We start from the raw sequence: 25,982 nt of genomic DNA on the forward strand, positions 1-25,982 counted from the left end.
ACGGAACATCACCGTGGGGGTACACGCATGGTCGGGAGTACGGCGCCGCAGAGGATCGCAGGGCGCTATGAACTGGTCGCGCCGATCAGCACTGGTGGCATGGGTCAGGTCTGGAGGGGTTACGACACCGTTCTCGATCGCGACATCGCCGTCAAACTGATCAAACCGGAGATCGCAGAGTCCCCGGACCGCGCGGAGTTCCTCGCCCGGTTCCGCCGCGAGGCCCGCGTGACGGCGAAGATCGAACACCACGGCGTGCCGGCCGTCTTCGACGCCTCGTTCGACGAGGAGGCTGACCGGCTCTACCTCGTCATGCAGTTGGTCCACGGAGTGTCACTCGCCGACCTCCTCGCGGAGCGGGACGGGCCGCTGCCGGTGTCCTGGGCGGTCTCGATCGCGGCCCAGATCTGCACGGTGCTCTCCTACGCGCACACCGTGCCCGTCGTCCACCGGGACATCAAGCCCCAGAATGTCATGGTCGACCGTTCCGGCTCCGTCAAGGTCCTCGACTTCGGGATCGCCACCGTCCTGGGGACGGACGTCACCCGGCTGACCGCCACCGGTCGCGTGCTCGGCACCCGTCCGTACATGTCGCCGGAGCAGATCAAGAACGTCCCGGTCACCCCGCGCAGCGATCTCTACGCACTGGGCTGCCTGCTCCACGAACTCCTGGCAGGCCGACGCGTGTTCAACGCGGTGGAGGAAGTCCCGCTGATGTATCAGCATCTCTCCGAGCCACCCGTGCCGCTGCGGGAGCTTCGTCCCGACGTGCCCACCACGCTGGAGCAGCTCGTCCTCGACCTCCTGGAGAAGGAGGCGATGGACCGTCCCGCTGATGCCTGGACGGTGTACGACCGGCTCGCCCCGCTGCTGCCACCCCGGGAGACAGGGAGCAGCCCTGACGAGGAACCGCCCTCCACCGGGGCGTCGGACCCGACCCGCCCCTACCGTCGCCCCGGCGCGCCCCGTCCGCGTCCGGCCGTGTACGACGGACCCGCCCGGCCCGGCCTGACTCCAGCCCCCGCCGAGCCGCCCTCGCAGCGACCCGCGGCTGTCGCCGAGGAGGAGATCGACGAGGCCGTCGACCACGCGATGGCGCTCCTCGACGAGGACCGCTTCTCCCAGGCCGCCGAGGTCCTCGCCGAGGTCCTCGCGGCTGCTGCTGAGGGGCACGGAGCCGACAGCCCGAAGGTACTGGAACTGCGTCTCGCCCACGCGGTCGCGCTCTTTCTCGGCGGCGACTTCCGGCGGGCCCTCCCGGAACTGACCGCCCTCGCCGACGCCTTGAGCCGCCTGGACGGTCCCAGCGACGGCCGGGCGATCGACTGCCGGAGGCAGGCCGCCTACTGCCACGCCGAACTCGGCCAGTTCGACGAGGCGCTGCGTGTGCTGGAGGGCGTACGCCCGCACGCCGCCGTGCTGTTCGGCGAAGACACCGAGGACTTCTTCCGCCTGCGCCTGGACCACGCGCGGTTCCAGCTGGGCGCCGACCGGAACGACTCCGCTGCCCGTGCCCTTGGTCGCCTGCACGAAGAAGCGCGCGCGGCCCTCGGCCGCACCCATCCCCTGGTGGCGGAGGTCGCCGCGATCCTCACCCGCATCCGCTTCCAGCTCGGTCGGGACACCTGACGCGCACCAGTCCGCGAGGGTCCAGGCCGGACGCCCCTCGCCCGCTCCGCCGCCCGGAAGGACGTCAACACCCATGCCGCACCTGGCTTTCGACATAGGCTTCTGCACCGAACTGCACAAGCTCCAGGCAGAGGTGAAGAAGGGCGTCTTCGACGCTTGGGAGAAGTTCCGCACCCGCACACTCGAACAGCTCCTGTCCGACCCGGGGCTGCACATCGAGAAGCTGCGCAGGGCGCGCGACCCTCACATCCGTACGATCAGGATCACCGGTTTCTGGCGGGGCGTCGTACTCGCGCCGGAGTCGGGCGACACCTTCGTGCTGCTCAAGGTGCTGCCCCATGACAAGGCCATCGCCTGGGGCGTCAAGCAGCGCTCCAGTATCAACACCGTCACGCGCGCCGTCGAACTGCGCGACGCCGCCGCGCTGGAACGGCTCACGCCCGTCGACGAGGAGCAGGCGGAGCCGCCCGAGTCCCGACTGTTCTCGCACGTGTCCGACGGCGAACTCGCCTCTCTCGGTATCGACGCCGACACGGTACGCCGCGCCCGGACGCTCACCGACCATGAGCAACTGGAGGCATTCGCCCCCTTCTTCCCGCCGGACCAGTGCGAAGTGCTCCAGTACCTCGCCGAGAAGATCCCGGTCGAAGAGGTGTGGCGGGACCTCGTCGCCCACCGGGTCCCCGCATCGGGCACCGGGGCCACCGACGAGACCGACTACGACACCGCCATCCGGCACACGGTCTCCCGCATCCTCGTGGTCACCGCCTCCGAAGAACTGCAGGACATTCTCGACAAACCCTTCTCGGCCTGGCGGATCTTCCTCCACCCCTCCCAGCGGCGGGTCGCGTACCGCCCCAGCTACGCCGGACCGGCCCAGGTCTCCGGCGGCCCCGGCACCGGCAAGACGGTGGTCGCGCTGCACCGCGTCAAGTACCTGCTGTCCCACCTCCGCGACGGCCAGCGCATCCTGCTCACCACCTACACCAACGCCCTCGTCCGCTCACTCCGCTCCGGTCTCGCCGCTCTCGTCGACGACGAACGGCTGCGCGACCGAGTCGACATCCTGACCGTCGACGCCTTCGCCAGCCGAGTCCTGACGACCGCTCCTGGACAACCGGGCCGCCGGGCGGTCGGCGGCTCCGAGGAGGAGCGGCGTTGGGCACAGGCGGCCGAGGCCGTCCAGTACCCGGGCAGCGCCCAGTTCCTCGCCCAGGAGTACAAGCACGTCGTACTCGCCCAGGACCTGCGCAGCGCGGCGGAGTACGAGAACGCCTCGCGTCCCGGCCGGGGCAGTCGCCTCGCCGCCGGCCTCAAGCCGCACATCTGGCGGGCGTTCGAAGCCTTCACCAGCAGTCTGGAGAGGGACGAACTGCGCACCTACCTCCAGACCAGCAACGAAGCTGCCCGCGCCCTCACCGAGACCGGCCCCCTCTACCGCCACGTCGTCATCGACGAGGCACAGGATCTGCACCCGGCGCAGTGGAGGCTGCTGCGTGCGGCGGTTCCCGTCCGCCCCGACGACCTGTTCATCGCCGGTGACCCGCACCAGCGGATCTACGACTCCAAGGTCTCCCTCAAGGCCCTCGGCATCAAGGTCACCGGCCGCTCCACCCGCATGCGAAAGAACTACCGCAGCACGCAGGAGATCCTCACCTGGGCCACCGCGCTGCTGCTCGGCCGCCCCGTCGACGAACTCGCCGACACCGCCACCGCTGAGAACCTGCTCGGCTACCGCTCCGCGCTGCGCGGCACCGGCCCCACCGTGCACGCCGCCGCGGACGAGGACGCCGAACTGGGCGCCCTCGCAGACCGCTGCCGCGCCTGGATCGACTCCGGAGTGAACCCCTCCGAGATCGGCGTCACCACCCGGTTCAAGAAGACCGGTGACGCCGCACTGGCCCGCCTGGCCGAAGCAGGCATCCCCGCTCGCCGCCTCCGCGCCAACACCCCCGCCGACCGTGACGCCGTCAGCATCGGCACCATGCACGCTTTCAAAGGGCTGGAGTTCCGCTGTGTCGCCGTCATCGGCGTCCGGGACGGCGCGCTCCCCTTCCCTCGCGCCGTCACCCCGCAGAGCCTGGACCGTCTCCAGCACGAAGCCGACCTGCTGGCCGAACGCTGCCTGCTCTTCGTCGCCTGCACCCGCGCTCGCGACAACCTCTACGTCTCCTGGCCGGGTGAACCCAGCGAGTTCCTCACCGAGGCGGGTGTGGGCGCGGCCCCTGCGTAGAGCGGTTCACCACAACGAGTGGACGTCTCCGCCCGTAGGGGATGAGCCGCCTCCCGCGGGGGAGTGAGAGCCCAGAGGACAGGGGGCGACGGTGACATCGCGCACGCATCAGCAAGACCGGGCCGCACTGACGGACCTGGCACATGCGCAACGGAGAGTTGCCCTCCGGGCGCAGCTCATCGAGGCCGGGGTGCCGGAGCGGACCATCAGCCACCGCTGCCGCTCCGGCCGCTGGCAGACCACGCTCCCAGGCGTCGTCGCGCTGCACTCCGGTCCGCTCGGCTGGGAGCACCGGTACCGTTCGGCGCTGCTCTACGCGGGCCGTCGTCGCGCCGCGCCCGGCACGGCCGGCCACTCCCGCCCACCCGGCCGCAGCTCCGCCCCCACCGGCCCGCGCACGCACCAGGTGCCGCACCACCCCCGGTTCACCTCACTCCTCCGGCTCCTCCAACTCCTGGCGCAGCTTCACGGCGAACTCGGCCAATGTCTGGCTCGCGGAAGTCATCCAGCGAGCGGTGCCCTGATTGGCCACCGGACGGTTCTCCCACTCGGCGAGTTCCCACATCAGTTTGATGAGGCCGGAAGGTGAGTACTCCAGTCCGTCGGCCTCCCACAGGAGGGGCCTGGCACGGTTGTTGACCCAGGTGGCCCTGGAGCGCCGGGGGTCCTCGGCCAGCCAGCTCTCCAGAGCCTCGCGCTCCGGGGCCAGTGGTGTGTAGAGCGACAGCGGGTCGCCCTCGCTGAGGGCGCTGTGGTTGATGATGGTGTGTACGGCGTTCTCGCTGCGTCGCTTGGTGCGCTTGACCTGGACGTGCCGGTACTTGGCAGGGAGCCTCGTCGGTGCCCCGCTGCCCCTGACCCGTTCGAGGACGAGGTCAGCCACGTCCTTGCACCGGATCGGGTCCGCGCACAGGGGGCGGATCTGGGACCTGGGGTACAGCTCGTCGATGGCGAGTACCAGGGCGGGCACCAGCTTCTTCAGCAGCCCGGGGAGCTCGGGAGCCACCGTCTTTCCCCACTCCAGCTCCGCGTCGTCGAGGCCGGGGGAATCGAGCAGCTGAATCGCCAGGTGGGAGATCAGCAGGTGACCGTGCTCGACCGTCGCGGCGGCTCGGCCTTCCACCGACGGGCGCATTCCGTGGAGGATCTTCCGTACCTCGCGGAGGGTCAGTACGGAATTCCACACCTGGAACGCGTTCGGCTGCGGCCGGAAGAGCGTGTCGTACGTCCCCTGCGGCCCCCGTTCCCACAGGGAGTCCAGCGAGCCGGAGGTCCGTGCCGCGTGCTTGGGGTGAGGATGGGCACACGCGAGCGCCATCGCGGCCTCGACGACCGAGCATCCGGTGTCGGGGGAGGGCTCCGGCTCGCCCCGCCGGATGGTGTAGATCCTGTCCAGCTCGGCCTTGAGGTCGGCGCGGATCTCGCTCTGGACAGGGTCCAGGGAGATGAAGTCACGCGCCTCCACCTGATTTTGCGAGTTGGTGGCCTTGGTGGTCCGCTCCGCGAAGTCCCCGGTGCCGCCGGTGGCGATGACCCGCACGCTGACCTGGGCCGTAGCGGCGTCGTCGTCCCGGGCGACGGCTTCCGCGATCGCCTTGACCGTCTGTGCTCCGTTCACCACGCTGGCGCCGTTGATCTCCAACGTCACGGGCTTGCTGTGCGGGGCCTTCTGCGATCCGTACCGCGGCTCGATCGTGTCGCAGAGCACCGTGATGCCGTTGTTGAAGTACCAGAAGCTGGAGGGCTCCTGAGAGAGCGTGCCCTGCATGTCGCCGTTGGTGCGCGTGAGACCGAGCGGGTCCCGGATGTTCCGGTGGAAGAGTGACGAGTCGTGAGTGTCCAGCCACGAGGCGACCTCCTCGGCGGACACGACGCCCTGGAACGCCTGGTAGGGCATGTTGACGCTGAACCAGGGCGACAGTTCGATGGAGAGGTTCACCGGCTTCGGTGCGATGTCCGCACGCACCTGCTCCCAGAACTCGGGGGCATGGATGACACGATGGTCGAGGAACCGGCCGAAGGCGTTGAACTCGGCCTCGCCGTTGGCCAGTACCTTGTCGACGTCGGGAGAGGGCGGCTCGGTGCCCATGAGCGCCGTCACCAGCGTGACCTTGGCCGCGTGCTCGGAGATCAGCGTCTTGGCCTGCTCCGCGAGCATGCTGCCCTTGGTGTTGAACTGGTCGTACTCCTCCACGTCGATCAAGCGGAGGCCGGCCAGCATCTTATGGGCGGCGTCGGTCTTGGCCGTCGCGTTGCCCGTCCGGCTCCACTTCGCCTGGACGAGGTAGACGTGGGGAGGCGAGTGGGTCAGCGCGATCGCGTCGATTCCCTGGTCATCGCGGCCATCGATCACGGCAGCGGCGGCGCTCTCGGAGTCGCAGCCGGTGAGGATGCGTACCGTCAGGGCGGTCAGCGCACGGGAGAGCAGGGCCTGTTGGCGGGAGTCTGGGGAGTGACTCTCGAAGTCGGCCATGTCGATGAGGCCGTGGCCGTAGGTCTCCCACAGGATGCGCTGCACCTGTCGTACCTGGTCGGGAACGTGGACTTTGCCGCCCTTGGCCATGGCTGCTCCGCTCGTGAAGATGGCAGTCCACCAGGCATGCGGGAGCGCATGCGTGTGGTACCGGGAGCGTGATGATACGTAATCACACCATCGCTGCGGGTGGTGAGGGGGAAAGCAGCGGCTCAGGTCAGCTGCTGGGGCCGGGGCCGGGGCCGGATATGGCGGGGGACGGACACAGCGGGGGCCGGGGAGGGAACTGTCGTCGTCCTGTCAGAGCTTGCCTTCGAGCAGTACGGTGCGGTGGCCGCCGAGACGGCGCGAGAATTCCCCGACGAACTCGGGGCGCAGTGTGGGCCAGTTCCAGAACGTGAAGCCGAGATGACCGAACGCGAAGTAGTCGTCGGCCCAGAGCCACGCGTGTACGGGAGCGGTCCGGCCGCAGGTCGGGCACGCGACAGGCTCATCGTGACCCTCGGGCCAGGAATGCACCGCGTCCCCGAACAGGGCCCACCTCTCCTCGAGGGGCGACCAGTACTCGTCGACGAGGGGTATCTCCGCCGCGCAGTGCGGGCAGGTGACGGCCGAGGGTTCGCCCTGCCCGGCATCGAAGACCGTACGCCCTACGGTGACGCCCAGACCGTTGCTCCACACATTGACCAGCCCGGGATCCTCGTCCTCGACGGCTTCGCCGTAACGCGTCCCTGGCGCGTGCCCGGTGTCAGCGCCGAGGACGCAGTCGGTACGTTCCGCTGAGACGACGCCGTCTGCGATCAGCCAGTCGAGTACGTTCGCCGCGAGCTCCCGCGCCTCCTCTGGCGTGGCCTCGGTGTCGACGATCGTCTGGAACCAGTCGCCCATGATCTCCCCTTCAGTGCTCCTGCCTGCGTACCGTACGTTCCGCCACGGACAATTGCAGCGGCCGGCCTCCCCATCGGCATCGCGTTCGTATCGAAGCCGTCGTTCGGGGCGGGGCGTGAGGCAGCGTCACGGTTGACCCTGGTCGCCGTCGATCAGCTGTGTGAGCTTGAGTTCGGCCCAGACGGTTTTGCCGATGTCGTGCGGGCGCGGGGTGACGCCCCAGTCGTCGGCGAGCGCGGTGACGAGGAGCAGGCCGCGCCCGGACTCCGCGTCCGGGCCCGGAGCGAGGTCGGCGGAGCGAGGGCGGGGGAGGTCGGCGCAGGCGTCGGCCACTTCGAGGCGGAGGAGGCTGCTGTCCGCGTCGAGGCGGAAGCCGACCTCGACCTGACGGCGCGGCGGATTCCCGGCGTGCTGCACGGCGTTGGTGACCAGCTCGGACAGGATCAGCTCGGCGGTGGCGACGTCGTGCGGCAACATGCCCCAGGCGGTGAGCTGCGCCCGCAGGTTGGCACGCGAGCGGCTCACGGTGTGGGGGGTGCGGGGGAGCCGGTGGCTGACTGTGGCTACGGCGGCTTCGTACATCTGGTTCTCCTCGCGTGAGGGCGCGGCTGGCTATCACCAGACGAACTCAGATGGCTTCGTTCGGTGATGAATCCAGGGTGCCTTGGGTCGAGTTCGAACAGCAATCGTGCATTTGGAACTAGTTCCAAGATCTTTGTCGGAGATGTAGGCTGCTGCGTATTGATACGTACGCAGGGGGTGACATGGCGGAACGACGTCCGACTGTGCGGAGGCGACGTCTCGCAGCAACGTTGGTCAAGCTGAGAGAGGCTGCGGAGAAGACTCCGGCGCAGGCTGCCGAGAGACTTGGCTGCCACCGCACGAAGATCAGCCGGATCGAAACTGCCAGGCTGGGCATCTCCCTCGGCGAGCTTCGCGACCTGCTGACCTTCTATGGCGTCGAGGACCAGGACTTCGTCGAGGAGTTGGTGTCACTCGCGCGGCGCGGGAAGGAACCGAATTGGGTCCAGCGCGCGAGCCTGGCCAGGCCCTCCTACTCCGACTTCATCAACTACGAGGAGAGCGCCGCCTACATCCGCTCTTTCCAAGCGCAGCTGATCGCGGGGTTGTTGCAGACCCCGGACTACGCCCGTGCCATCGTGCGTGCGGCGCCTGGAGTTCTTGACGAGAGCCAGGTCGATGCCCTCGTGACGGCGCGCATAGAGCGTCAGGAGGTGCTCAATCGCAGCGATCCTCCCCGACTTTGCGTCATTCAGGGCGAGTCCGCCCTCCGGGTGCCCATCGGCGGCGAGAAGGCGATGGGCGACCAACTCGACCACCTGGTGCAGATGGCCGCCCGCCCCCATATTGACGTGCAGGTACTACCGGACCGCGCGGGCGCGCATGCTGGACTGATGGGCTCCTTCGTGCTCTTCAGCTTCCCTGCTGCGGCCTTCTCCGACGTCGTGTGCGTCGAACATCGGACCGGGACGCTCTACATGGAGACGCCGGAGGAGACTGAGCAGTACACCTTGATTTTCGACTCACTGCGATCGAGTGCCTTGAGCCCGGCGGACAGCATCGACATGATCACTCAGGTGCGGCAGGAGCTGTACGCGTAAGAAGGCATGGAAGGGTAGCGAGAGATGCATGCAGCGGCACGCGGCGACGTGGCATGGCGAAAGAGCAGCTACAGCGGCACGGGAGGCGACTGCCTTGAGATATATGACGTGGGTGGCGAGATAGCCGTGCGGGACTCCGCCCGCGTCGACGGGCCCGCGCTCGCGTTCCCCGCAGACGCGTGGCGCGCGTTCGTCGCGCAGGCCAAGGCCGGGGGGTAGCGGGCCCCGCCCGCTACCGCCCGGCCCCGGCCGCGCCCCTCACGCCGCGTCAGCGACACCGTGGTCGCGGCGGATCAGGCGGTACGCCGCGCGCCGCGCCTCGCGGGTGATCGAGCTGCGCAGCTCCGCGTGGCCGTAGAACTTCTCCACGAAGCTGCTGCTCGTGGAGGCGTGGTCCACGACCTCGTTCTCGTAGCGCTTGTCGAAGACGTGGCCGAAGGCCTCCTCCGTGTTGGCCAGCGCCGCCTGCTGAACGGCCGTGTCTGCGCGGGCCGCCTCCATGTGCGCTTCCGCCAGCAGGCGGTGCTCGTCGGTGAGGCCCTCGCCGAACTTGTCGTTGAGCTGGGCGAGGATCTCGGAGAGCAGCTTCTCGTCCGCGTCCTTGCTCCCGCCTGCCGCGCCGTCGGAGAAGCCGGGGAGGACCTGTTCGCCCTCCGGGGTCAGGCTTACGTCGGCCTCGCCCGTCTTGCGCGTGTGCAGATGGGTGAGGTCGACCTCGATGTCCATGCTGCCGTCCTGGCGGCGCGGCAGCCGGTTTTGGACGTGCTTGCCGAACAGGTAGAGCCGTTCCAGCTCCGGGTCCGCGTACGGGACGATCTGCGCGAGGAAGCCGTACTTGCGCACGAAGTCGCGCAGCGCGGAGCGGAACTCCTCGGCGCGCGCCCTCTCGTCCTCGTCCTCGCTGTCGAGCAGCGGGGCGAAGCGGTCGACGGCCGGGTCGGTGTGGCGGTAGAGCGCCGCGTGCAGCTTCTCCCACTGCGCCTGGTTGCCGCCCGCGGCGCGCTGGGCCCCCGCGTACGCCTCGGCGAACGCCTGCATCTCGGAGTCGACCAGGATGCGGTGCTCCATGACCGCGCGCTGGGCGGTGTAGAGGAGGTTCGGGTCGGTGGGGGTGGTGAGCGCCTCCTCGAAGAAGGGCTTGAACTCGGCCTGGATGTTCTCCGCGTCGTTGGCGAAGTCGAGGACGAAGACGTCGTCCTGGCTCTTGCGCGGGTGCGTGCGGTTGAGGCGGGAGAGGGTCTGTACGGCCGCCACGCCCTTCAGCGGCTTCTCCACGTACATGGTGGTCAGCAGCGGCTGGTCGAAGCCCGTCTGGTACTTCTCGGCGACGACCAGGATGCGGTGCTCGGGCAGCTCCCGGTCCTTGCCCTTCGCGTCCTTGGGCACGTTCCCGAAGCGGCGGGGCAGCTCCCGCTCGGAGAACCCGTTGATCCCCGCCTCGGTGACCTCCTCGCCGTCGATCTTCAGCGGGCCGGAGAACGCGACCAGTGCGTTGAGGTCCGGGTAGCCCAGGTCGGCCACGTACGCGTTGATCGCCCGGTGCAGCCTTACCGCGCTCTCGCGGGAGCGGGTGACGACCATCGCCTTCGCCCGTCCGCCGAGGCGGCGCAGGGTGTGGCGGCGGAAGTGCTCGACGATCACCTCGGCGTGCTGGGCAAGGGTCGAGTCGTGCAGGTAGACGAAGCGGGCGAGGGCGGAGTTCGCCTTGCTCGCGTCGACCTCGGGGTCGTCGGGGCCGGAGTTGGCGAGCTTCCAGTACGTCTTGTACGTCACGTAGTTGCGCAGGGTGTCGAGGATGAAGCCCTCGTCGATGGCCTGGCGCATGGAGTAGATGTGGAACGCGCGCGGGTTGCCGGTCGCCTTGTCCGGGGTGCCGAAGAGTTCGAGGGTCTTGGGCTTGGGGGTGGCGGTGAAGGCGAAGTAGGAGAGGTTCGCGTGCCGGCCGCGCGCCTTGGCGGAGGCGGTGAGCCAGTCGTCCTTGGTGTCGTCGCTGTTGTCGAACTCGGCGGCCTTCTTGGCGCCCAGCCCGCGCAGCACCCGCTTGAGGTCGGCGGCGGACTCGCCGGACTGGGACGAGTGCGCCTCGTCCACGATCACGGCGAACTTGCGCTGGGAGAGCGCCTCGCTGTGGCCCGCGAGGTGCTCCAGGACGTACGGGAAGGTCTGGAGCGTGACGATGATGATCTTCGCCGTCTCGCCGGTCAGCGCGTCCGCGACCTGCTGCGACTTGGACGAGCCGGAGCCGTCGATCTTCCGTACGACGCCTTGGGTCTGCTCGAACTTGCCGACGGTGTCCTGGAGCTGGGTGTCCAGGACCGAGCGGTCGGTGATGACGATGACCTTGTCGAAGACATGGTCGTTGGTCGACGTGAAGAGCGACTGGAGGCGATGGGCGAGCCAGGCGATGGTGTTCGACTTGCCGGAGCCCGCGGAGTGCATGACGAGGTAGTGCTGCCCGGCCCCGTGCCGCGCGGCGTGCGCGGTCAACTCGCGCACGGCGTGCCACTGGTGGAAGCGCGGGAAGATGAGGCTGTGGGTGACGCGGCCCCGGTCGTCCTTGGCGGTGTGTACGAGCAGGAAGCGCTGGAAGAGGTCCATCCAGGCGTCCCGCTGCCAGATCTGCTCCCAGAGGTACGCGCTCCGGTAGCCAGGGGCGGTCGGGTTTCCGGCACCGCCGGAGTTGCCGGGGCCGTCGGAACCGGTGTTGAAGGGCAGGAAGTGCGTGTCCTTGCCCTTGAGCTTGGTGGTGAGGAAGACGAGGTCCGTGTCGACGGCGAAGTGCACGAGCGCCCGCCGCGCGAAGATCGGCTCCAGCGGATCGCGACTGGTGCGGTACTGCTGCTTGGCGTCCTCGACGGTCTGGTGGGTGAACGGGTTCTTCAACTCGGCGGTGGCGACGGGGATGCCGTTGAGGAAGAGGGTGAGGTCGAGCGTGTTGCCCTGGTCGGCGAGCTTGGCGGCGTACGGGAGCTGGCGGGTGACGGTGAGCTGGTTGGCGTTGTACTCGGTGAGCGCGTCCGCACCGGAGAGGGTGTGCGTGGGGCGGAAGTAGGCGAGCCGGATCTTGACGCCCCGGTCCTTGACCCCGTTCCGGATGACGTCCAGCGCGCCGCGCTCGTCGATCTCCCGGGCCAACCGCGTGGCGAACTCTCGCTGGACGGGGGAGGGGTCGTCGTCGCCGGACACGCCGTACTTGGCGAGGAGGTTGCTCCATGCGTCGCCCTGGGTGGCGCCGATGAACTCGAAGAGCCGGGCCGTATCGAGCGCGAGTTCGTTGTTGTAGTGGCTGACCTGCCCCTGAGCCCAGCCATTGCCGAGCATTGAGGCGACCACGGCGTCCTCAAAGGCGTGCTCGTGGTGGTGTATCGGACTCATGACACGTCCACTCCCCGTGCGGTGGTGACGTCGATTTGACCGGTGACAGCTGCGGTGATGAGCGCCTGGCGGCGCTCGGTGAGCAGGGCATTGTGTTGTTTGCTTACTGCGTCCAGATCGTTGATGATCCGATGTTTTCGGCGGAGGACTTCGAGTCTGCGTCGTTGCTCGGCTAGCGAGGGGATGCTGATGCGGAAATCACCGACAAGACCTGCGCTGATGACTTCTTGGGCGGCTCCGTACTGAGATGTTTGCACTTGCCCCTTTCCTGCCGCAGAGTTGAGAAATGTAACGAGATATTCCGGAAGGACCACAGGACTCTTTCGGAGAATCAAAACTGAAGCGCAGTTTGCGCCATCGTATTCCGAAGAAACTTCGGCAGCGCGACCGCAGGTGGCGCCTGCTCTCACGACGAGAACATCACCTCGGTAGACCCGTGAACGTTTCAGGCGGTAGTTGTCCTCCTGGGTCATGAATTTCATGCCATGAGGACTGATCCAGTTCTGGCGAACATTGAATCCGTGGATGAAGGGGGTGCCGTCATCGGTGAAGTAGCTCGATGGATTGATAACCACCCCCACGTTGATGGCAGGGAGTGCATGTCGGAGCTTCGAAATTTTCCAACTAGGAGAGATGGTGCCGAGCAGTGGATCGAACACCGCATCGTCGCCCGTGTATGTTGTGCACTCGGTGAGCTGTGCTGCTTGACTTGCGGCGCTAAGTTTTAGTTGGTGCGCCCGCATGCGCTGCAATTTGTCGATTCGCTCAGTCTCAACGTCCAGGAAGTCGGCGATGCGGCGCTGCTCCTCCAGGCTGGGAACTTTCATCGGAATATTGCCGATTTCACCTGGATTGATTGCTGGGTAGCTGACGCCAGTGGATCTGGAGACAACGTCTTCGATGAATCGTTGTGAGTGGCAGTAGTAGGAAAGGAACCTGCTGTCTATGTGATTTTGGGGCTCCAGTACCGCAAAGCCTGTCGAAAAGACAAGAGTTTCAGCGTTGGGTGGGACTCTTGCTACTGCCCTCAGATAAGTGCGGACGGTCGACACGATGGTACTTCCAGGCTGTGCGAGTCGGCGCGCTCGCGAGGGAGCGGTTTTGAAGGAAACATTCTCTTCTGGAACGGAGATCTTCCCCTTGCTGTCTACGGCGCCAATGTCGATGTAATGAAAGCGCCGGTCTGGGTCGGCGTCTTCCGGTAGCACTCGCGCATTGATGCGAGCAACATCTTTGATGCGATAGGAAGTCACCCCGTCACCTCGCCCAGCAGTGCCTGGATCTCGCCCTCAAGCGCCTTCAACTCAGCGTCGATCTCCGTCAGTGGCCTCGGCGGCTTGTACACGTAGAAGTGGCGCGTGAACGGGATCTCGTACCCCACCTTCGTCTTCGCGTGGTCCACCCACGCGTCGGGCACGTGCGGGAGCACCTCCCGCTCGACGTACGCGTCCACGTCCTCGTCCAGTGGCACGTTCTCGTTGTCCCTCAGTTCAGCATCCGGCTCGACCACACCCCCGCGCTTCCGCTGCACCTCACCCTCCGGGTCCCGCACGGCGACGACCGCCCACACCGCCTTGTCGACGTTCGCCGGGAGTTTGTCGACGCCGTTCTCCGCGTACGCGCTGCGCAGCGCGTCCGCGAACTCCGTCCGCTTGAACGACGCGGGCCGCCCGACCAGCGTGCGCAGCGCGTCCAGCAACGGCCCCCGCGCCTCGTACTTGGCGAGGGTCTTGCTGCCCGACATGTTCGCCTCCAGCTCCGCCAGCGCCTCTTCCGTCACCTCGAAGCGGAGCTTCAGCGGGCGCTCGACCGTAATCCGGTGGTAGCCGAAGTCCCTGTTCCGGAAGACCTTCACCTTGCCGTGCAACGCATGCTCAGGGTCCTCCGCGACCGTCAGCGAGTCGCGGTACAGCCGCGTGATCTCCGCGATCTGCTCATCCGTCACGTACTTCCGCTTGTCGCCCAGCGACTTGCGCATCTTGGCGAAGTGTTCCCGCGCGTCCAGCAGGACGACCTTGCCCTTCTGTCCCGCCACCTTCCGGTTGGTCAGAATCCAGAAGTACGTCGAGATCCCCGTGTTGTAGAAGAGCTGGTCCGGAAGGGCGACGATGCCCTCCAGCAGGTCGTTCTCCAGAATCCACTGCCGGATGCGGGACTCGCCCGACTCCGCCGCACCCGTGAACAACGGGGAGCCGTTGAAGACGATGGCGATCCGGCCGCCCCCGTCCTCCACCGGCTTCATCTTCTTGATCATGTGCTGGAGGAAGAGCAGCGAGCCGTCGTTGATGCGCGGCAGTCCGGCCCCGAAGCGGCCCGCCCAGCCCAGCTCGTTGTGCTCCGCCTCGATCTCCTCGCGGGCCTTCTTCCACTCCACCCCGAACGGCGGGTTGGCGAGCAGGTAGTCGAAGGTCTTCCGGTCGTGCCCGTCCGCGCGGAAGGAGTCGCCGAAGGCGATGTTCGTCGTCCGCTGTCCCTTGATCATCAGGTCGGAGCGGCAGATGGCGTATGCCTCGGCGTTCAGCTCCTGCCCGAAGACCTCCACCGTCGCGCCCGGGTTGAGCTGGGTGATGTGCTCCTCGGCCTCCGTCAGCATGCCGCCGGTGCCGCACGCCGGGTCGAGGATGGTGCGTACGGCACCCGGGACGGTCAGCGCGTCCTCGTCCGGGGCCAGCAGCAGGTTGACCATCAGGCGGATGACCTCGCGGGGCGTGAAGTGCTCGCCCGCCGTCTCGTTCGACTGCTCGCTGAACCTCCGGATGAGGTCCTCGAAGATGTACCCCATCTGGTGGTTGGAGACCCGGTCCGGATGGAGGTCCACCTCGGCGAACTTGCCCGCCACCTGGTAGAGCAGCCCCGCGTCCTCCAGCCGCACCAGCTGCCGGTCGAACTCGTACTTCTCCAGGATCTCCCGCGCGTTGTCGGAGAAGGCGCCGACATACGCGGTCAGGTTCTTCCGCACCTGGTCCGGGTCGGCCACCGCGGTGCTCAGCGTGAGCTTGCTGGTGTTGTAGAAGGACTGCTTCGCCGCCTTCTCCAGCAGTCGCGTCGTGTCCATCGGCTTGCCGAACCAGCGCTTGTGCTCCGCGAGCACCGCGTCCTTCGTCGGCTCCAGGACGCAGTCCAGGCGGCGCAGCACCGTGAACGGGAGCACGACCTTGCCGTACTCCGACTGCTTGTAGTCGCCGCGCAGGCGGTCCGCGACCGACCAGATGAAGCTGACCAGCTCCTGGTGCTTGCTGCTGTTCAACGAGGGTCCTTCCCCAGCTCTGTGGTGATGTCCAAGTCTGACGGAAATGTGTCGCGCCGCGTGCCGTTCACCGCGAATCCGGCGGGAGCAGCGCGCCGGTGGTGAGCCCGCTGCTCAGCTCGCGGGCCGCCTCCTCGGCCAGCCGTCCGGCGATGTCCGCGGCCGTGCGCATGGCGCGTAGGCGCCGGAACGCCGCCCCGTACCGCCGCTGTTCGGCCAGCGGCAGCAGCGGGACCCGCAGCCGACGGGCGTCGACGCGCACAATGGTGCTGCCGGTGGCGGCGCCGCGCAGGTTCTCCTCGGCGGAGAGGAAGCCCGCCAGGAACCACGGGTCCAGATGCTCCGGATCGGGCCGGAGCAGGTAGTGCTGCTGCCGCAGGGGCCGCCCCTCGTCCCCCGCCTCGGCGACCCGGGCGTCGCCGCCCGCGCCGCCGCCGTGCAGCAGCTCGGGGAGGATCACGTCACCGCGCCGGACCTCCAACGCGCCAGGCTGCGCGTCGTGCTCGGCCGACCCCCGCCGCGTACGGGCGGCCGGGTGGGCGCGCTGGATGGTGAGGGCGGAGCCGCGTGCCAGGTCGGCGACGGTGGTGGTGTGCCATCCGCTGGGCTCCGCTCCGGCGGGTGGCCAGTCCCCGCCGACGCTGAGCGCGGACAAGGCGCCGACCGAACGGCGCAGCAGGGCGCGTACGGACCGGGCGGCCTCGGCGCGTTCCTCCGGCTGGACGGAGACGGCTGTGCGGACGTGGCGGGCGGGGGTGAGTTCTACCGCCTCGTCGAGCAGGTCGACGACGGGGACGGCGCGGGCGCTGCCCGCCGCGGGCTCGAAGGCCTCGGGGTCGGCCGCGAAGTCCCGCCAGGCACTGAGCGCCGTGTCCCGTACGCGCTCCCAGCCCGTGCCCGTGCCCGTGCCCGTGCCACCCTCACCGCCCCCGGTCTCCGCCCCGGCCGCGTCGACGAAGAGCACGTGCTGCCCGGCGGTGCCGGCTGCCGACGGCCCCGGCCGCTGGAGTACCCACACGTGCAACCCCACGTGCAGGGGCTGCGCGACGCCCGCCGGGAGCGCCAGGACAGCGCGTACCGCGCCGCGCCGCACCAGGGCGGAGCGGATTCTGCGGGCCGACGCGCGCTCCGCCACGCCGGGCGGCATCAGCAGGACGGCCAGGGCGCCGGGCTCCAGGTGGGCCAGGCAGTGCTGGGCCCAGGCCAGTTCGGATTCGCCCTTCGGCGGCAGGCCGTGCTCCCAGCGCGCGTCGTAGGACAGTTCGTCATGTCCCCAGTCGCGGTCGGCGAAGGGCGGATTGCACAGGACGGCCTCCGCCGTGAGCTGCGGGAAGGCGTCCGCCCGCAGAGCGTCCCCGGCCCGCACCTGCGACTCGGACTCCTGGTTGCGGATCTCCAGGGCCACCGCGGCCCGCGTCGCCTGGGCCGCGACCGCGTCCTGGCCCCACAGTTTTCCCGCCCCCAGCTTTCCCGCAGCCGCCAGCAGCACCCCCGCTCCGCAGGCCGGGTCCAGCACGCTGCCGGGGTATCCGCCGTCCGCAGGTACGAGCAGCTCGGCCATGAGCCGAGCGAGCGGCTCGGGGGTGGTGCCCGGGGCCCGCGTACCGCTGTCCTCGCGGTGGCCTTCGGCGAGCAGGCCGAGCGTCGCGGACGCGCCCTCCTCGCCCAGGCACTCCAGCACGGCACGCAGCAGGGCGGGTTCGGGAGTCTCGCCGTCCGTGACCTCGCCACCGCCGTGGCCGTCCACACCGGCGAGGCCGCCGGCGTGGAGGTGTACGGCAGCCGAGACCTCGCGGACCAACTCGGCGTCGGACAGCCGGGCCCACGAGCGGCAGACGTCGGCCCCGCTCCGGAATGCGGCGAGGAGCGGTGGGAGCAGCCGGTCGGCGGTGGCGCTGCCGCCGGGGCTGCGGCGCAGTGACGCCCGCAAATGATCCCCGGGTGACGCCGACGGCAACTGGCCACGCGCGGCGAGCCATTCCTCGACCGCCTCCAGCGCGTACGCGGGGCTGGTGTCGGTGCCGCCGCCGGGGGCCGGGAAATCGGAGTGGCGTCGCCGCCAGTTGCTGACGGTCGCACGGGTGACCCCGGCGAGGCGGGAGATCTCCGCCGCCGTCACCCAGGCCGAGGCGGCGGCCGGAGCCGGGCCGGAGCCCGGCGGGGGCGCCGATGAGTCGCGCGGGTCGCGCCGCTGGGGCATGGGGGCTTCCTGTCGATGCCGGGGGAGGGTCGTCGAACTGACGTCACTGTACACACTTCACCGATCGGCCGATACCGTTTGACAGTGCTTTCAGGTTCTGCTGTTCTGGTGATGCTTTCACTTCTGCCATCGCTTCAGTGATTGCTCCAGCTCTCACCTCAGCGCTCCTCGCACGACCGACACGACAGGAAGTGCCCGCATGTCCCTCACCCTCACGATGCCGACGGCCGCGGCCGAAGGCGTGCAGCTGACCGTCATGCCCTTCCGGGCAGACGCGGTGGTCGGCACGGTCGGCCTGCCGACCCTCCTCCAGCTGGTCCCGTCCCCGAAGGTGGAGGAGGACAAGCGGGCGATGAAGTACTCGTCCGGCGCCATGCGCCGCCACGCGGAAGTCCGGGCGCTCGTGCAGCGCATGCTGAAGTCGACGCAGAAGGGGAAGAACGTCGGCAGCTACGCCGCGTACATCGCCGCCGGGATCAACGGCGAGTACGGTTCGGGGTGGTCCACGCCGCCGATCACCCTCTGGCTCGACGGGCAGCCGGGGGCGGTCAGCGACGAGCTGGTCGCCGGCAGCGGCATCCGCAAGCTCACGCTGCTCTCCGGCTCCCCGGTAGTGGCCATCGATGGCGAGACCCAGGTCACCGCCTTGCACGAGCTCTACGACGACCCGGAGAAGTACGGCCTCGGCTACGAGAAGCTGTCCGCCCTACGCCTCCCCTTCGAGTTGTACTGGGGCCTGGCCGTCGAGGACGCGCGCCAGATCTTCTACGACCGGAACGTCGAGGGCGTCTCCGTCACGAAGAACCTCGCGATGTCCATGGACCAGCGGGACTTCGGGACCCAGCTCGCGCACCGGATCGCGCAGACGGCCAAGGTCGAGCACGACGGCAAGGTCGTCCCCTTCGCCGCGTTCGTGCAGTCGCGCAAGCGGCAGCTCGCCAAGTCCGACCCCGAGCTGGTGACCCTCTCGGCGCTGCGGGTGCTGGTCATCACCACGATCTTCGGCCGTACGGGGCTGGACCGCGCCTCCGGGACGGTGCGCGACGGCGATCTTCCGGCAGGCGCATCGGCCGCGCAGCTGGAGAGCGAGGTCGTACCGCTGCTGGCCTCGCTCATCACGCGCTTCTTCGGGCAGTTCGCGGCACGGTCGGCGATCTCGGCGCCCGCCGTCCTGGGCGGTCTCGGCATCGCCCTGCACCAGCGGACCGGCTGGGCCACGGCCGGCGGGCCGCTCACGGAGGCGGACCTGCGCGGCCTGCTCGCCGACATCCGGTGGGAGCGGGAGGCCCGCTACTGGGACGGCGTCGCCGCACGCTCCAACGCGGCGGGTGTGCTCAACTTCGTCGGCGGCGCCAAGGACTCCGGCGGACGGGTGGCCGACGCGATCCTCTACCCGGACACGCAGGGCGGGCGGCAGATCCGCGGGCGGTAGGGGCGGGGAAGGCGGAGTGTGTGCGGCTACGGCCAGCAGGTGGCCGTAGCCGCACACGTTCTCAGGCAGGCGCCCTCAGGACACCGCCGTCACACCCCCTCAGGCGCCGGGGGTGTCATGCAGTAGCGGTGCTGACGTACCGGGTAGCCCGCCTTGGTGAAGTTCGCCGCCATCGGCGCGTTCCCCAGGTCGGTCGCGGCGATGATGGACTGCGCGCCCTCCTCGACCAGCAGGCGGGTGCAGTCGGCCAGCAGGTCGTAGGCGTAGCCGTGCCCCCGCTGCTCGTGTACGACGCCGATGAAGGCGACGGCCGGGCCGCTGGGGATGATCCCCGGTGCGTGCAGGCCGACCAGTTCGCCCGAGGGCGTGTACGCGAGCCGCCACCACTCGCGGGGCGAGGACATCCAGCGGAGGTGGTCCAGGTCCTCCTGGGCGGCCTGCTCGAGGCCGCCCTGGGCGAACGCCTGCCGGGCGTGGCCGTCGAGGGAGCCCTTCTCGATGCGGAGCAGGGCCGCCAGGATCACGTCGTCGTCCGGCTCGGGGCGGAAGTCGAGGCGTCCGGGCTGTGCGGGGAGGCCGCACTCCGGGGTCCAGATGTAGCGGAACCGCTCCACGAGCAGGGTGTACCCGGCTTCCTCGGCCGCGGCGATGCGGGCCTCGGCGGCGGCCCGTACGGCCGGCTCGTCCCGCCAGGACGGCGGCAGGATCAGCTCGTACTCCACGCCGGGGACCGACTCGCGCAGGAGCCGGACGGCGGCGGCGTGCTCGCCGGGGGCGAAGTCGAACCAGTCCAGCAGGTGCGGCTCGGTGCCCTCGGGAGCCGCCCAGAACGCGGCGCGGGCGACGACGTGGCCCTCGCGCAGCGCGACCCACGTCCACTCGGGCCGGTACTCGCCGCCGTCGGCGAGGGTGTCGTAGGGGCGCCCGAGCAGCGGACGGCCGACCAGGTCCGCGTCGGGGAGGGAGGAGTCGAGAGAGGTGAAGAGCTGCCGCGCCTCGTCCTGGACGAGGGGGCGGATGACCAGATCGGTCATGGTGGTGGTGTTCCTTCCGGAAGGGCTTGCGGGTGCGCTCCCGGAGAAAAGGTCAACTGAGTGAAGACGCCCGGGAGTTGAGGCGGGAGCGCGGCTGGGTCCTGCGGTGCATGGCTCTCGCCTCCTTCCTCGATCAAGGGCGTGCCCGCACCATAGTCACAGGTGCGGGCAGGTGTCCACCCTCTTCAGGGGGGTCTCAGACCTGGTGCAGGCCGCGTCCCGCCAGGGTCAGGAACGCCTCGCCGACCGCCTCCGAGAGCGTGGGGTGGGCGTGGACGTGCTGAGCGACGTCGGCCGGTGCGGCGTCCCAGGCGACGATCAGCTGGCTCTGCGCGATCATCTCCGAGACGTGCGGGCCCACCAGGTGGACGCCCAGCGCCCGCCCTTCGGCGCCGCGTTCCGCGACCACCTTCACCATGCCGCCCTGGCCGTGCACCATCCCCTTGGCGACCGCGGTCAGCGGCATGGTGTTCGCCACCACCTCGTGCCCGCGCTCCCGCGCCTCCGCCTCGCTCAGGCCCACCGAGGCGGTCTGCGGGCTGGAGTAGGTGACGCGTGGCACCGCCGCGTACTCCACCGGGCGCGACGGCCTGCCCGCGAGCGTCTCGGCGACCAGCAGGCCCTCCGCGAAGGAGGCGTGCGCCAGTCCGAGCGAGGGCGGCGGCAGCAGGTCGCCGACGACGTGGACACCCGCAGTCGCCGTCTCCAGCCGGGACCAGTCGGCGGGGGTCACGAAGCCGCGGCCGTCCGTGGCCAGCCCGGCGGCGGCCAGGCCCAGCCCGTCGGTCACCGGCGCGCGTCCGACGGCGACCAGCAGGCGTTCGGTGTCCAGCACGCTCTCCTGGCCGCGCGCGGAGCGCAGGACGGCCCGCACGCCGCCGGCGCCGCGCTCGCCGCCCTCGGCGCCGTACGGCTGCGCGTCGAGCAGGCGGGCACCCGTACGGACGTCGATGCCGCGCTTCTTGAGGCCGCGGGTCAGGTGGCGGCTCACGTCCGCGTCCTCCAGCGGGAGCAGCCGGTCCGCCGCTTCGACGAGGGTCACCTCGGCGCCCATCGAGCGGTGGAAGGAGGCGTACTCGACGCCGATCGCACCGCCGCCCAGCACCACCACGGAGCTGGGCAGGCCGGGGGCGAACAGTGCGTCGTCGCTGGTGACGACCCGGTGCCCGTCCGGTTCCAGGCCCGGCAGGGTGCGCGGCCGGGAACCGGTGGCCAGGACGACGCCGCGCGTGGCGGTGTACGAGCCGCCCGCGGCGCCGTCGCCACCCGGCTCGGCGCTGCCGCTCACCTCGACCGAGCGCGGACCGGTCAGCCGCGCCGTCCCGCGCACCACCCGTACGCCCGCGTGCGCGAGATGGCCCTCCACGCCCCGGTGGTTGCGGGTGACGATGCCGTCCCGGGTCGCGGTGAGCGCCGCCCAGTCGACGGCGTCCACGGTGGCCTTGACGCCCCACCTCTCCCGGGCCTCCGTGATGCCGTCGACGAGTTCGGCCGCGTGCAGCATGGCCTTGCTGGGGATGCAGCCGCGGTGCAGGCAGGTGCCGCCCACGAGGTCGCGTTCGAAGAGGGTGACGGAGAGGCCGAGTCCGGCGGCGCGCAGAGCCGTGCTGTAGCCGCCCGTGCCGCCGCCGATGACGATCACATCTGTGGAGTTCCCGTTCATGGGGCAAGCATCTGCCGCCGTTTGGTGATGAGTCCAAGGCAATGTTTCCATCGAGTCCATGAACACTGCTCATGACAGCCGGGGCGGGGCCGAACCGCGATGAGCCTGCGGCAGATGGAGTACCTCGTCTCCGTGCACGAGGCCGGATCGTTCACCCGCGCCGCCGAGGAGCTGAACGTCACCCAGTCCGCGCTCTCGCACCAGATCAAGGCGCTGGAGCGGGAGGTCGGCGGCGCGCTGCTGGAACGCCTCCCGCGCGGCGTACGGCTCACCGCCATGGGCCGCGCCTTCCTCCCGGACGCCGAACTGGCGGTACGCAGCGCCGCGCAGGCCCGCCGGGCCGCGCGCGCGAGCGCCGGAGCCGCCGGCGGTGAACTCCAGATCGCCACGCTGCACGGGCTGGCCGTCGGCCCCCTGCCCGCCGCGCTGGCGCGGATGCGCGCCGCCCACCCCGGGGTACGGGTCGTGCTGCACGAGTACGGGACGGAGCCGGAGCTGCTGGAGCGCATGGCACGGGGTGTCGCCGACATCGCGCTCACCTACCCGCCGCCGCCGGACTGGGGCGGCGCGGTGCGGACGGTGGGCGAGGAGGAGCTGCTGCTCGTCGTCCCGCCCGGCGATCCGCTGTGCGGGCGGGACGCGGTACGCCTGGAGCAGCTCGCCGACCGCGACTGGGTGCGCTGCGGGATGGAACCGCTTGTCGAGGGCGAGCTGTTCCTCGACTGGGCCTGCGCTCGGGCGGGCTTCCGCCCCCGTACGGTGGTGACCACCCGCCACACCACGACGGCCGCGCGGGTGGCCGCCGCCGGGGCGGGCGTCGTACCGGTGCCCTCGTACGTGGCGCGGATGGCGGCGCCGCCCGCGCAGCTGCTGTCGATGGACCCGCCGTGGCGCCGCTCGCTGTGCCTGGTGGGGCGGGCCCAACCGGTGGGCGCCGCCGCCGCGTTTGTCGATCTCCTGAGACAGGATCAGCCTGGACAGGATCTGTGAGGGTCCGGAGAATGCACACATGACATCTCTCGAGTTCAGGGCGTACCCGCCGCGGGTGTCGGACGCGGACCGGGAGCGCGCGCTCGAGGTGCTGCGCGAGAGCGCCGTGGAGGGGCGCATCTCGCAGGAGACGTTCCTGCGCCGGATGGAGGTGATCCTCCAGGTCCAGCGGCAGGACGAGCTGGAGGCGGCCGTCGCGGACCTGGGCACCCGCAGGCGCGGTACCCGCTGGCTCTTCCGTACGGTCGGCGCGATGTCGGCGTTCCCGGTGATGGTGCGCCGCGCGTGGCAGACGGAGCGGCTGCCGGAGCTGCTCCTGCCCGGGCCCGGCCCGCACGCCCTCTCGATCGGCCGCGCGCCCGGTTCGGTGCTGCGGCTCAACGACTTCACCGTCTCCCGGACGCACGCGCAGCTGCGGCACACCGAGGACGGCTGGACGCTGCGCGACCTGGGGTCGAGCAACGGCACCTGGGTCAACGGCCGCCGGGTGACGGGCAAGACGCGGGTGCGGCCGGGCGACCAGGTGCGCTTCGGGCAGGTCGGGTACCGCCTCACCGCGCCCTGAGCCGCCGGCTGCCGCCGCGCCCCCGGTGGCCCCGCCGCTCACGCGCGTACCAGCAGGGCGACGGGGTTGCCGTCCAGCAGCTCCGACACCCGGCACCGGCCGCCCTCCAGCACCTGTTCGGTCAGCAGGTCCCGCCATCTCCCCGCGGGCAGCGGCAGTTCCGTGCCGTGCCAGCCGCCGCCCTCCCGCAGCCGCAGCGACAGCCGGGTGACGGCCGTGACCACGCTGTCGGACCGGACGAAGGCCACGCAGTGCTCGGCCGCCGCGCCCTCCGCCCGCAGCGGCGCGTACGAGGAGCCCTCCAGGAACCACCGCGGGTGCTCCCGCCGCAGCCCCAGCGCCGCCGCGGTCAGCCGCAGCTTGCCGACCGGGCCGGGCGGCGGGGTGTGCGCGGAGGCCGGGCCCAGGCCCAGGGTGCCGGGCGGGCGCCGGTTGTCCGGGTCGACCAGGGCGCGGTAGGGGCGCTCGGTGCCCATGTAGAGGTCGGGGACGCCCGGCATGGTCAGGTGCAGCAGCGCCATGCCCAGCGAGTTGGCCTCGGCGTGCGGGGCGCGCCGGACCGCCCACTCGGCGAGCGCGTCTCCGGCCGGGCCGCACGGGCCCGCCGCCACGAAGCGCTGGACGGCGGCCTCGTACGCGGCGTCCGGATCGGCCCAGCTGGTCCACAGCCCGGCCTCCCGCACGGACTTCAGCAGCGCCGCGATCAGCCGCTCGCCCCGCTCGCCCCGTTCCCCCCGCACGGGGCCGCCCGGGCCGCCGTCGGCCGGCACCTCCCGCGCCGTCCCCGGCTCCAGGCCCAGGGCCGTCTGCCAGGCCGTCCAGGCGAAGTGCGGGTCGGGCACGGCCCGGCCCTCCGGCGCCCGTTCGGTCTGCCCGCCGGCCTCGGCCACCAGCGCGGCCCAGGAGCGCGGGCACTCGGAGAGCACCGCGAGCGCGGCCCGCACGTCCGCGCTGCGCTTGGTGTCATGGGTGGAGACGACGGTCCCGGTGGTGGGCCAGTCCCGCTGGATACGGGCGCAGAAGTCGTGGAAGTCGTCCGGCGACACCGCGGGCCGCCCCGGATCGCCGCCCACCTCGGCGGCGGACAGCAGCGGCACGTAGCGGTAACCGGCCGTGTCCTCCAGCGCCTTGGCGCGCAGCGCGCCGGAGACCTGGGCGAAGCGCGCGGCGAAGTCGCGGGCGTCGGGGCCGTCGCCGAGGCGGCCCAGGGCCAGGTCCCGTACGGCGTCCGCGGCCTCCCCCTCGCCCGGATCGTCGAACGCGGCGCGGGCGCCCTCGGCCGCCGCCTCCAGCATGGCCGCATCCCGTTCGCGCACGGGCGCGCCGGGCCGTACGTACGGGCGGTAGACGGGCAGCCGCACCAGTACCTCGCGCAGGGCTGTGCGCAGCGCCCAGGGCGCGTGGTCGCGCAGCCGCAGCGTGGGGTCGGCTTCGCAGGCGCGCACGGCGGAGCGGGTGAGCCGGGCCGTCTCGGCGGCCAGCGAGCCGACCGCGACCTTGCGCGCGGCGCGCCGCGCGGTGGCGGCCCAGTCGCCGCCGCGGTCGGCGGGCACGGCCGTGCTGTCGCGGTAGAGCGAGGCGAGTTCGGCGTGCCCGCGCGGGTCGGTGAAGAGGCCGTCCACGCGGTGCAGCGCGTCGTAGCCGGTGGTGCCGGCGACGGGCCAGCGGTTTGGCAGGGTCTCGTCGCGGGCGAGGATCTTCTCGACCACGGTCCAGCGCCCGCCGGTCGCCTCGTGCAGGCGGCGCAGGTAGCCGTCCGGGTCGGCGAGTCCGTCGGGGTGGTCCACGCGCAGCCCCTCGGCCACTCCCTCGCGCAGCAGGCGCAGCACCGTGGCGTGCGTCGCGTCGAAGACCTCCGGGTCCTCCACCCGGAGCCCGATCAGTTCGGAGACCGTGAAGAAGCGGCGGTAGTTCAGCTCCGTGCGGGCCAGCCGCCACCAGCACAGCCGGTAGTGCTGCGCGTCGAGCAGTTCGGCCGGCGGCAGCTGGGCGGTACCGGCGCGCAGCGGCAGGACGTGGCGCCCGTAGTGCAGCTCCGCGCCCCGCACCCGCAGCGCGCCGTGCTCCGCGCGCAGCGGACCCGCCAGCACCGGCAGCAGCATCCGGCCGCCGCCGGCGTCCCAGTCGACGTCGAACCAGCGGGCGTAGGGCGAGCCGGGCCCGTCCCGCAGCAGCTCCCACAGCGGGGCGTTCAGCCGGAGGTCGGCGGGGACGGCCATGTGGTTGGGCACGATGTCCAGGACGAGCCCGAGCCCGTGCTCACGGGCGGTGCGCGACAGCTCGCGCAACCCCTCCTCGCCGCCGATCTCCGCGCGGACGCGGGTGTGGTCGGTGACGTCGTAGCCGTGCGCCGAGCCGGGGACCGAGGTGAGCACGGGGGAGAGGTGCAGGTGCGAGACGCCTAGCCGGGCGAGCCGCGGGACGGCCGCCGCGGCGGCGGCGAAGGGGAACTCCGGCTGGAGCTGGAGCCGGTAGGTGGCGGTCGGAGTCATGGATGCTGGACTACCCGCTACGGGGGCGGGGTACGTGCGCGGGCGCGGCGCACCCCTCGTACGCGCCCACGCTCACCTGTACGGATGAATGGCCGTTCGGGCGCGGACGACCCGCTTCCGCTGCCGCCGTCGCGGACCG

General features: G+C 70.5%; 17 protein-coding genes. 7 read left to right on the plus strand and 10 right to left on the minus strand.

What is annotated here, in order from left to right:
- Nucleotides 1-27: 27 nt before the first annotated feature.
- Both H299_RS33810 and H299_RS0112550 read left to right on the plus strand, forming a co-directional pair.
- Nucleotides 28-1,629, plus strand: a complete 1,602-nt coding sequence (locus tag H299_RS33810) for a serine/threonine-protein kinase (protein ID WP_037758764.1) — start codon at nucleotides 28-30, stop codon at nucleotides 1,627-1,629.
- A 73-nt stretch (nucleotides 1,630-1,702) separates the two neighbouring features.
- On the plus strand, nucleotides 1,703-3,862 hold the full coding sequence (locus H299_RS0112550) for a UvrD-helicase domain-containing protein (RefSeq protein WP_027748689.1): 2,160 nt from the start codon (nucleotides 1,703-1,705) through the stop codon (nucleotides 3,860-3,862).
- Nucleotides 3,863-4,292: 430 nt separating this feature from the next.
- Here the strand turns inward: H299_RS0112550 and H299_RS0112555 are convergent, their stop codons facing one another.
- From H299_RS0112555 to H299_RS33815, 3 genes are all read right to left on the minus strand, one after another.
- Nucleotides 4,293-6,425: an AIPR family protein gene (locus H299_RS0112555; RefSeq protein ID WP_027748690.1), complete on the minus strand. Its 2,133-nt coding sequence runs from the start codon at nucleotides 6,423-6,425 to the stop codon at nucleotides 4,293-4,295.
- Between the two features lie 210 nt (nucleotides 6,426-6,635).
- A complete protein-coding gene (locus tag H299_RS0112560) occupies nucleotides 6,636-7,223 on the minus strand; it encodes a hypothetical protein (RefSeq protein ID WP_027748691.1) in 588 nt (195 codons plus the stop codon).
- A gap of 126 nt (nucleotides 7,224-7,349) precedes the next feature.
- Complete coding sequence (locus tag H299_RS33815; RefSeq protein WP_037758767.1) at nucleotides 7,350-7,805, minus strand: ATP-binding protein; 456 nt, start codon at nucleotides 7,803-7,805, stop codon at nucleotides 7,350-7,352.
- A 182-nt stretch (nucleotides 7,806-7,987) separates the two neighbouring features.
- Between H299_RS33815 and H299_RS0112570 the strand changes: the two genes are divergently transcribed.
- Both H299_RS0112570 and H299_RS0112575 read left to right on the plus strand, forming a co-directional pair.
- The gene (locus H299_RS0112570) at nucleotides 7,988-8,845 is read left to right on the plus strand and encodes a Scr1 family TA system antitoxin-like transcriptional regulator (protein WP_027748692.1); all 858 of its coding nucleotides are present in this window, start codon (nucleotides 7,988-7,990) and stop codon (nucleotides 8,843-8,845) included.
- Nucleotides 8,846-8,869: 24 nt separating this feature from the next.
- Complete coding sequence (locus H299_RS0112575) at nucleotides 8,870-9,064, plus strand: DUF397 domain-containing protein (RefSeq protein WP_027748693.1); 195 nt, start codon at nucleotides 8,870-8,872, stop codon at nucleotides 9,062-9,064.
- 39 nt (nucleotides 9,065-9,103) lie between these two features.
- Here H299_RS0112575 and H299_RS0112580 read toward each other — a convergent pair whose 3' ends face one another.
- From H299_RS0112580 to H299_RS0112595, 4 genes are all read right to left on the minus strand, one after another.
- On the minus strand, nucleotides 9,104-12,220 hold the full coding sequence (locus H299_RS0112580) for a type I restriction endonuclease (protein WP_027748694.1): 3,117 nt from the start codon (nucleotides 12,218-12,220) through the stop codon (nucleotides 9,104-9,106).
- Complete coding sequence (locus H299_RS38280) at nucleotides 12,217-13,473, minus strand: restriction endonuclease subunit S (protein ID WP_078512675.1); 1,257 nt, start codon at nucleotides 13,471-13,473, stop codon at nucleotides 12,217-12,219. Before H299_RS38280 ends, H299_RS0112580 begins: the two co-directional genes overlap by 4 nt.
- Nucleotides 13,470-15,467: an HsdM family class I SAM-dependent methyltransferase gene (locus tag H299_RS0112590; RefSeq protein WP_027748695.1), complete on the minus strand. Its 1,998-nt coding sequence runs from the start codon at nucleotides 15,465-15,467 to the stop codon at nucleotides 13,470-13,472. The genes H299_RS38280 and H299_RS0112590 overlap by 4 nt, the downstream gene beginning before the upstream one ends.
- Nucleotides 15,468-15,534: 67 nt before the next feature.
- Complete coding sequence (locus H299_RS0112595; RefSeq protein ID WP_486587249.1) at nucleotides 15,535-17,667, minus strand: N-6 DNA methylase; 2,133 nt, start codon at nucleotides 17,665-17,667, stop codon at nucleotides 15,535-15,537.
- A gap of 199 nt (nucleotides 17,668-17,866) precedes the next feature.
- Here H299_RS0112595 and H299_RS33820 point away from each other — a divergent pair, with 199 nt between their 5' ends.
- Entirely contained in the window at nucleotides 17,867-19,099 is a 1,233-nt protein-coding gene (locus H299_RS33820) for a DNA sulfur modification protein DndB (RefSeq protein ID WP_027748697.1), read from the plus strand.
- A gap of 89 nt (nucleotides 19,100-19,188) precedes the next feature.
- On the opposite strand, the gene H299_RS0112605 is transcribed toward H299_RS33820, so the two are convergent.
- Together H299_RS0112605 and lpdA are read right to left on the minus strand one after the other, a co-directional pair.
- Nucleotides 19,189-20,133, minus strand: a complete 945-nt coding sequence (locus H299_RS0112605) for a GNAT family N-acetyltransferase (RefSeq protein WP_027748698.1) — start codon at nucleotides 20,131-20,133, stop codon at nucleotides 19,189-19,191.
- A 196-nt stretch (nucleotides 20,134-20,329) separates the two neighbouring features.
- Complete coding sequence (gene lpdA, locus H299_RS0112610) at nucleotides 20,330-21,796, minus strand: dihydrolipoyl dehydrogenase (protein WP_027748699.1); 1,467 nt, start codon at nucleotides 21,794-21,796, stop codon at nucleotides 20,330-20,332.
- Nucleotides 21,797-21,895: 99 nt separating this feature from the next.
- Between lpdA and H299_RS0112615 the strand changes: the two genes are divergently transcribed.
- Together H299_RS0112615 and H299_RS0112620 are read left to right on the plus strand one after the other, a co-directional pair.
- The gene (locus tag H299_RS0112615) at nucleotides 21,896-22,786 is read left to right on the plus strand and encodes a LysR family transcriptional regulator (RefSeq protein WP_027748700.1); all 891 of its coding nucleotides are present in this window, start codon (nucleotides 21,896-21,898) and stop codon (nucleotides 22,784-22,786) included.
- Nucleotides 22,787-22,805: 19 nt separating this feature from the next.
- A complete protein-coding gene (locus H299_RS0112620) occupies nucleotides 22,806-23,351 on the plus strand; it encodes an FHA domain-containing protein (RefSeq protein ID WP_027748701.1) in 546 nt (181 codons plus the stop codon).
- 38 nt (nucleotides 23,352-23,389) lie between these two features.
- Here H299_RS0112620 and treY read toward each other — a convergent pair whose 3' ends face one another.
- On the minus strand, nucleotides 23,390-25,843 hold the full coding sequence (treY, locus tag H299_RS0112625) for a malto-oligosyltrehalose synthase (protein WP_027748702.1): 2,454 nt from the start codon (nucleotides 25,841-25,843) through the stop codon (nucleotides 23,390-23,392).
- Nucleotides 25,844-25,982: the final 139 nt, after the last annotated feature.

The sequence above is a fragment of the Streptomyces sp. CNH287 genome, from assembly GCF_000424825.1.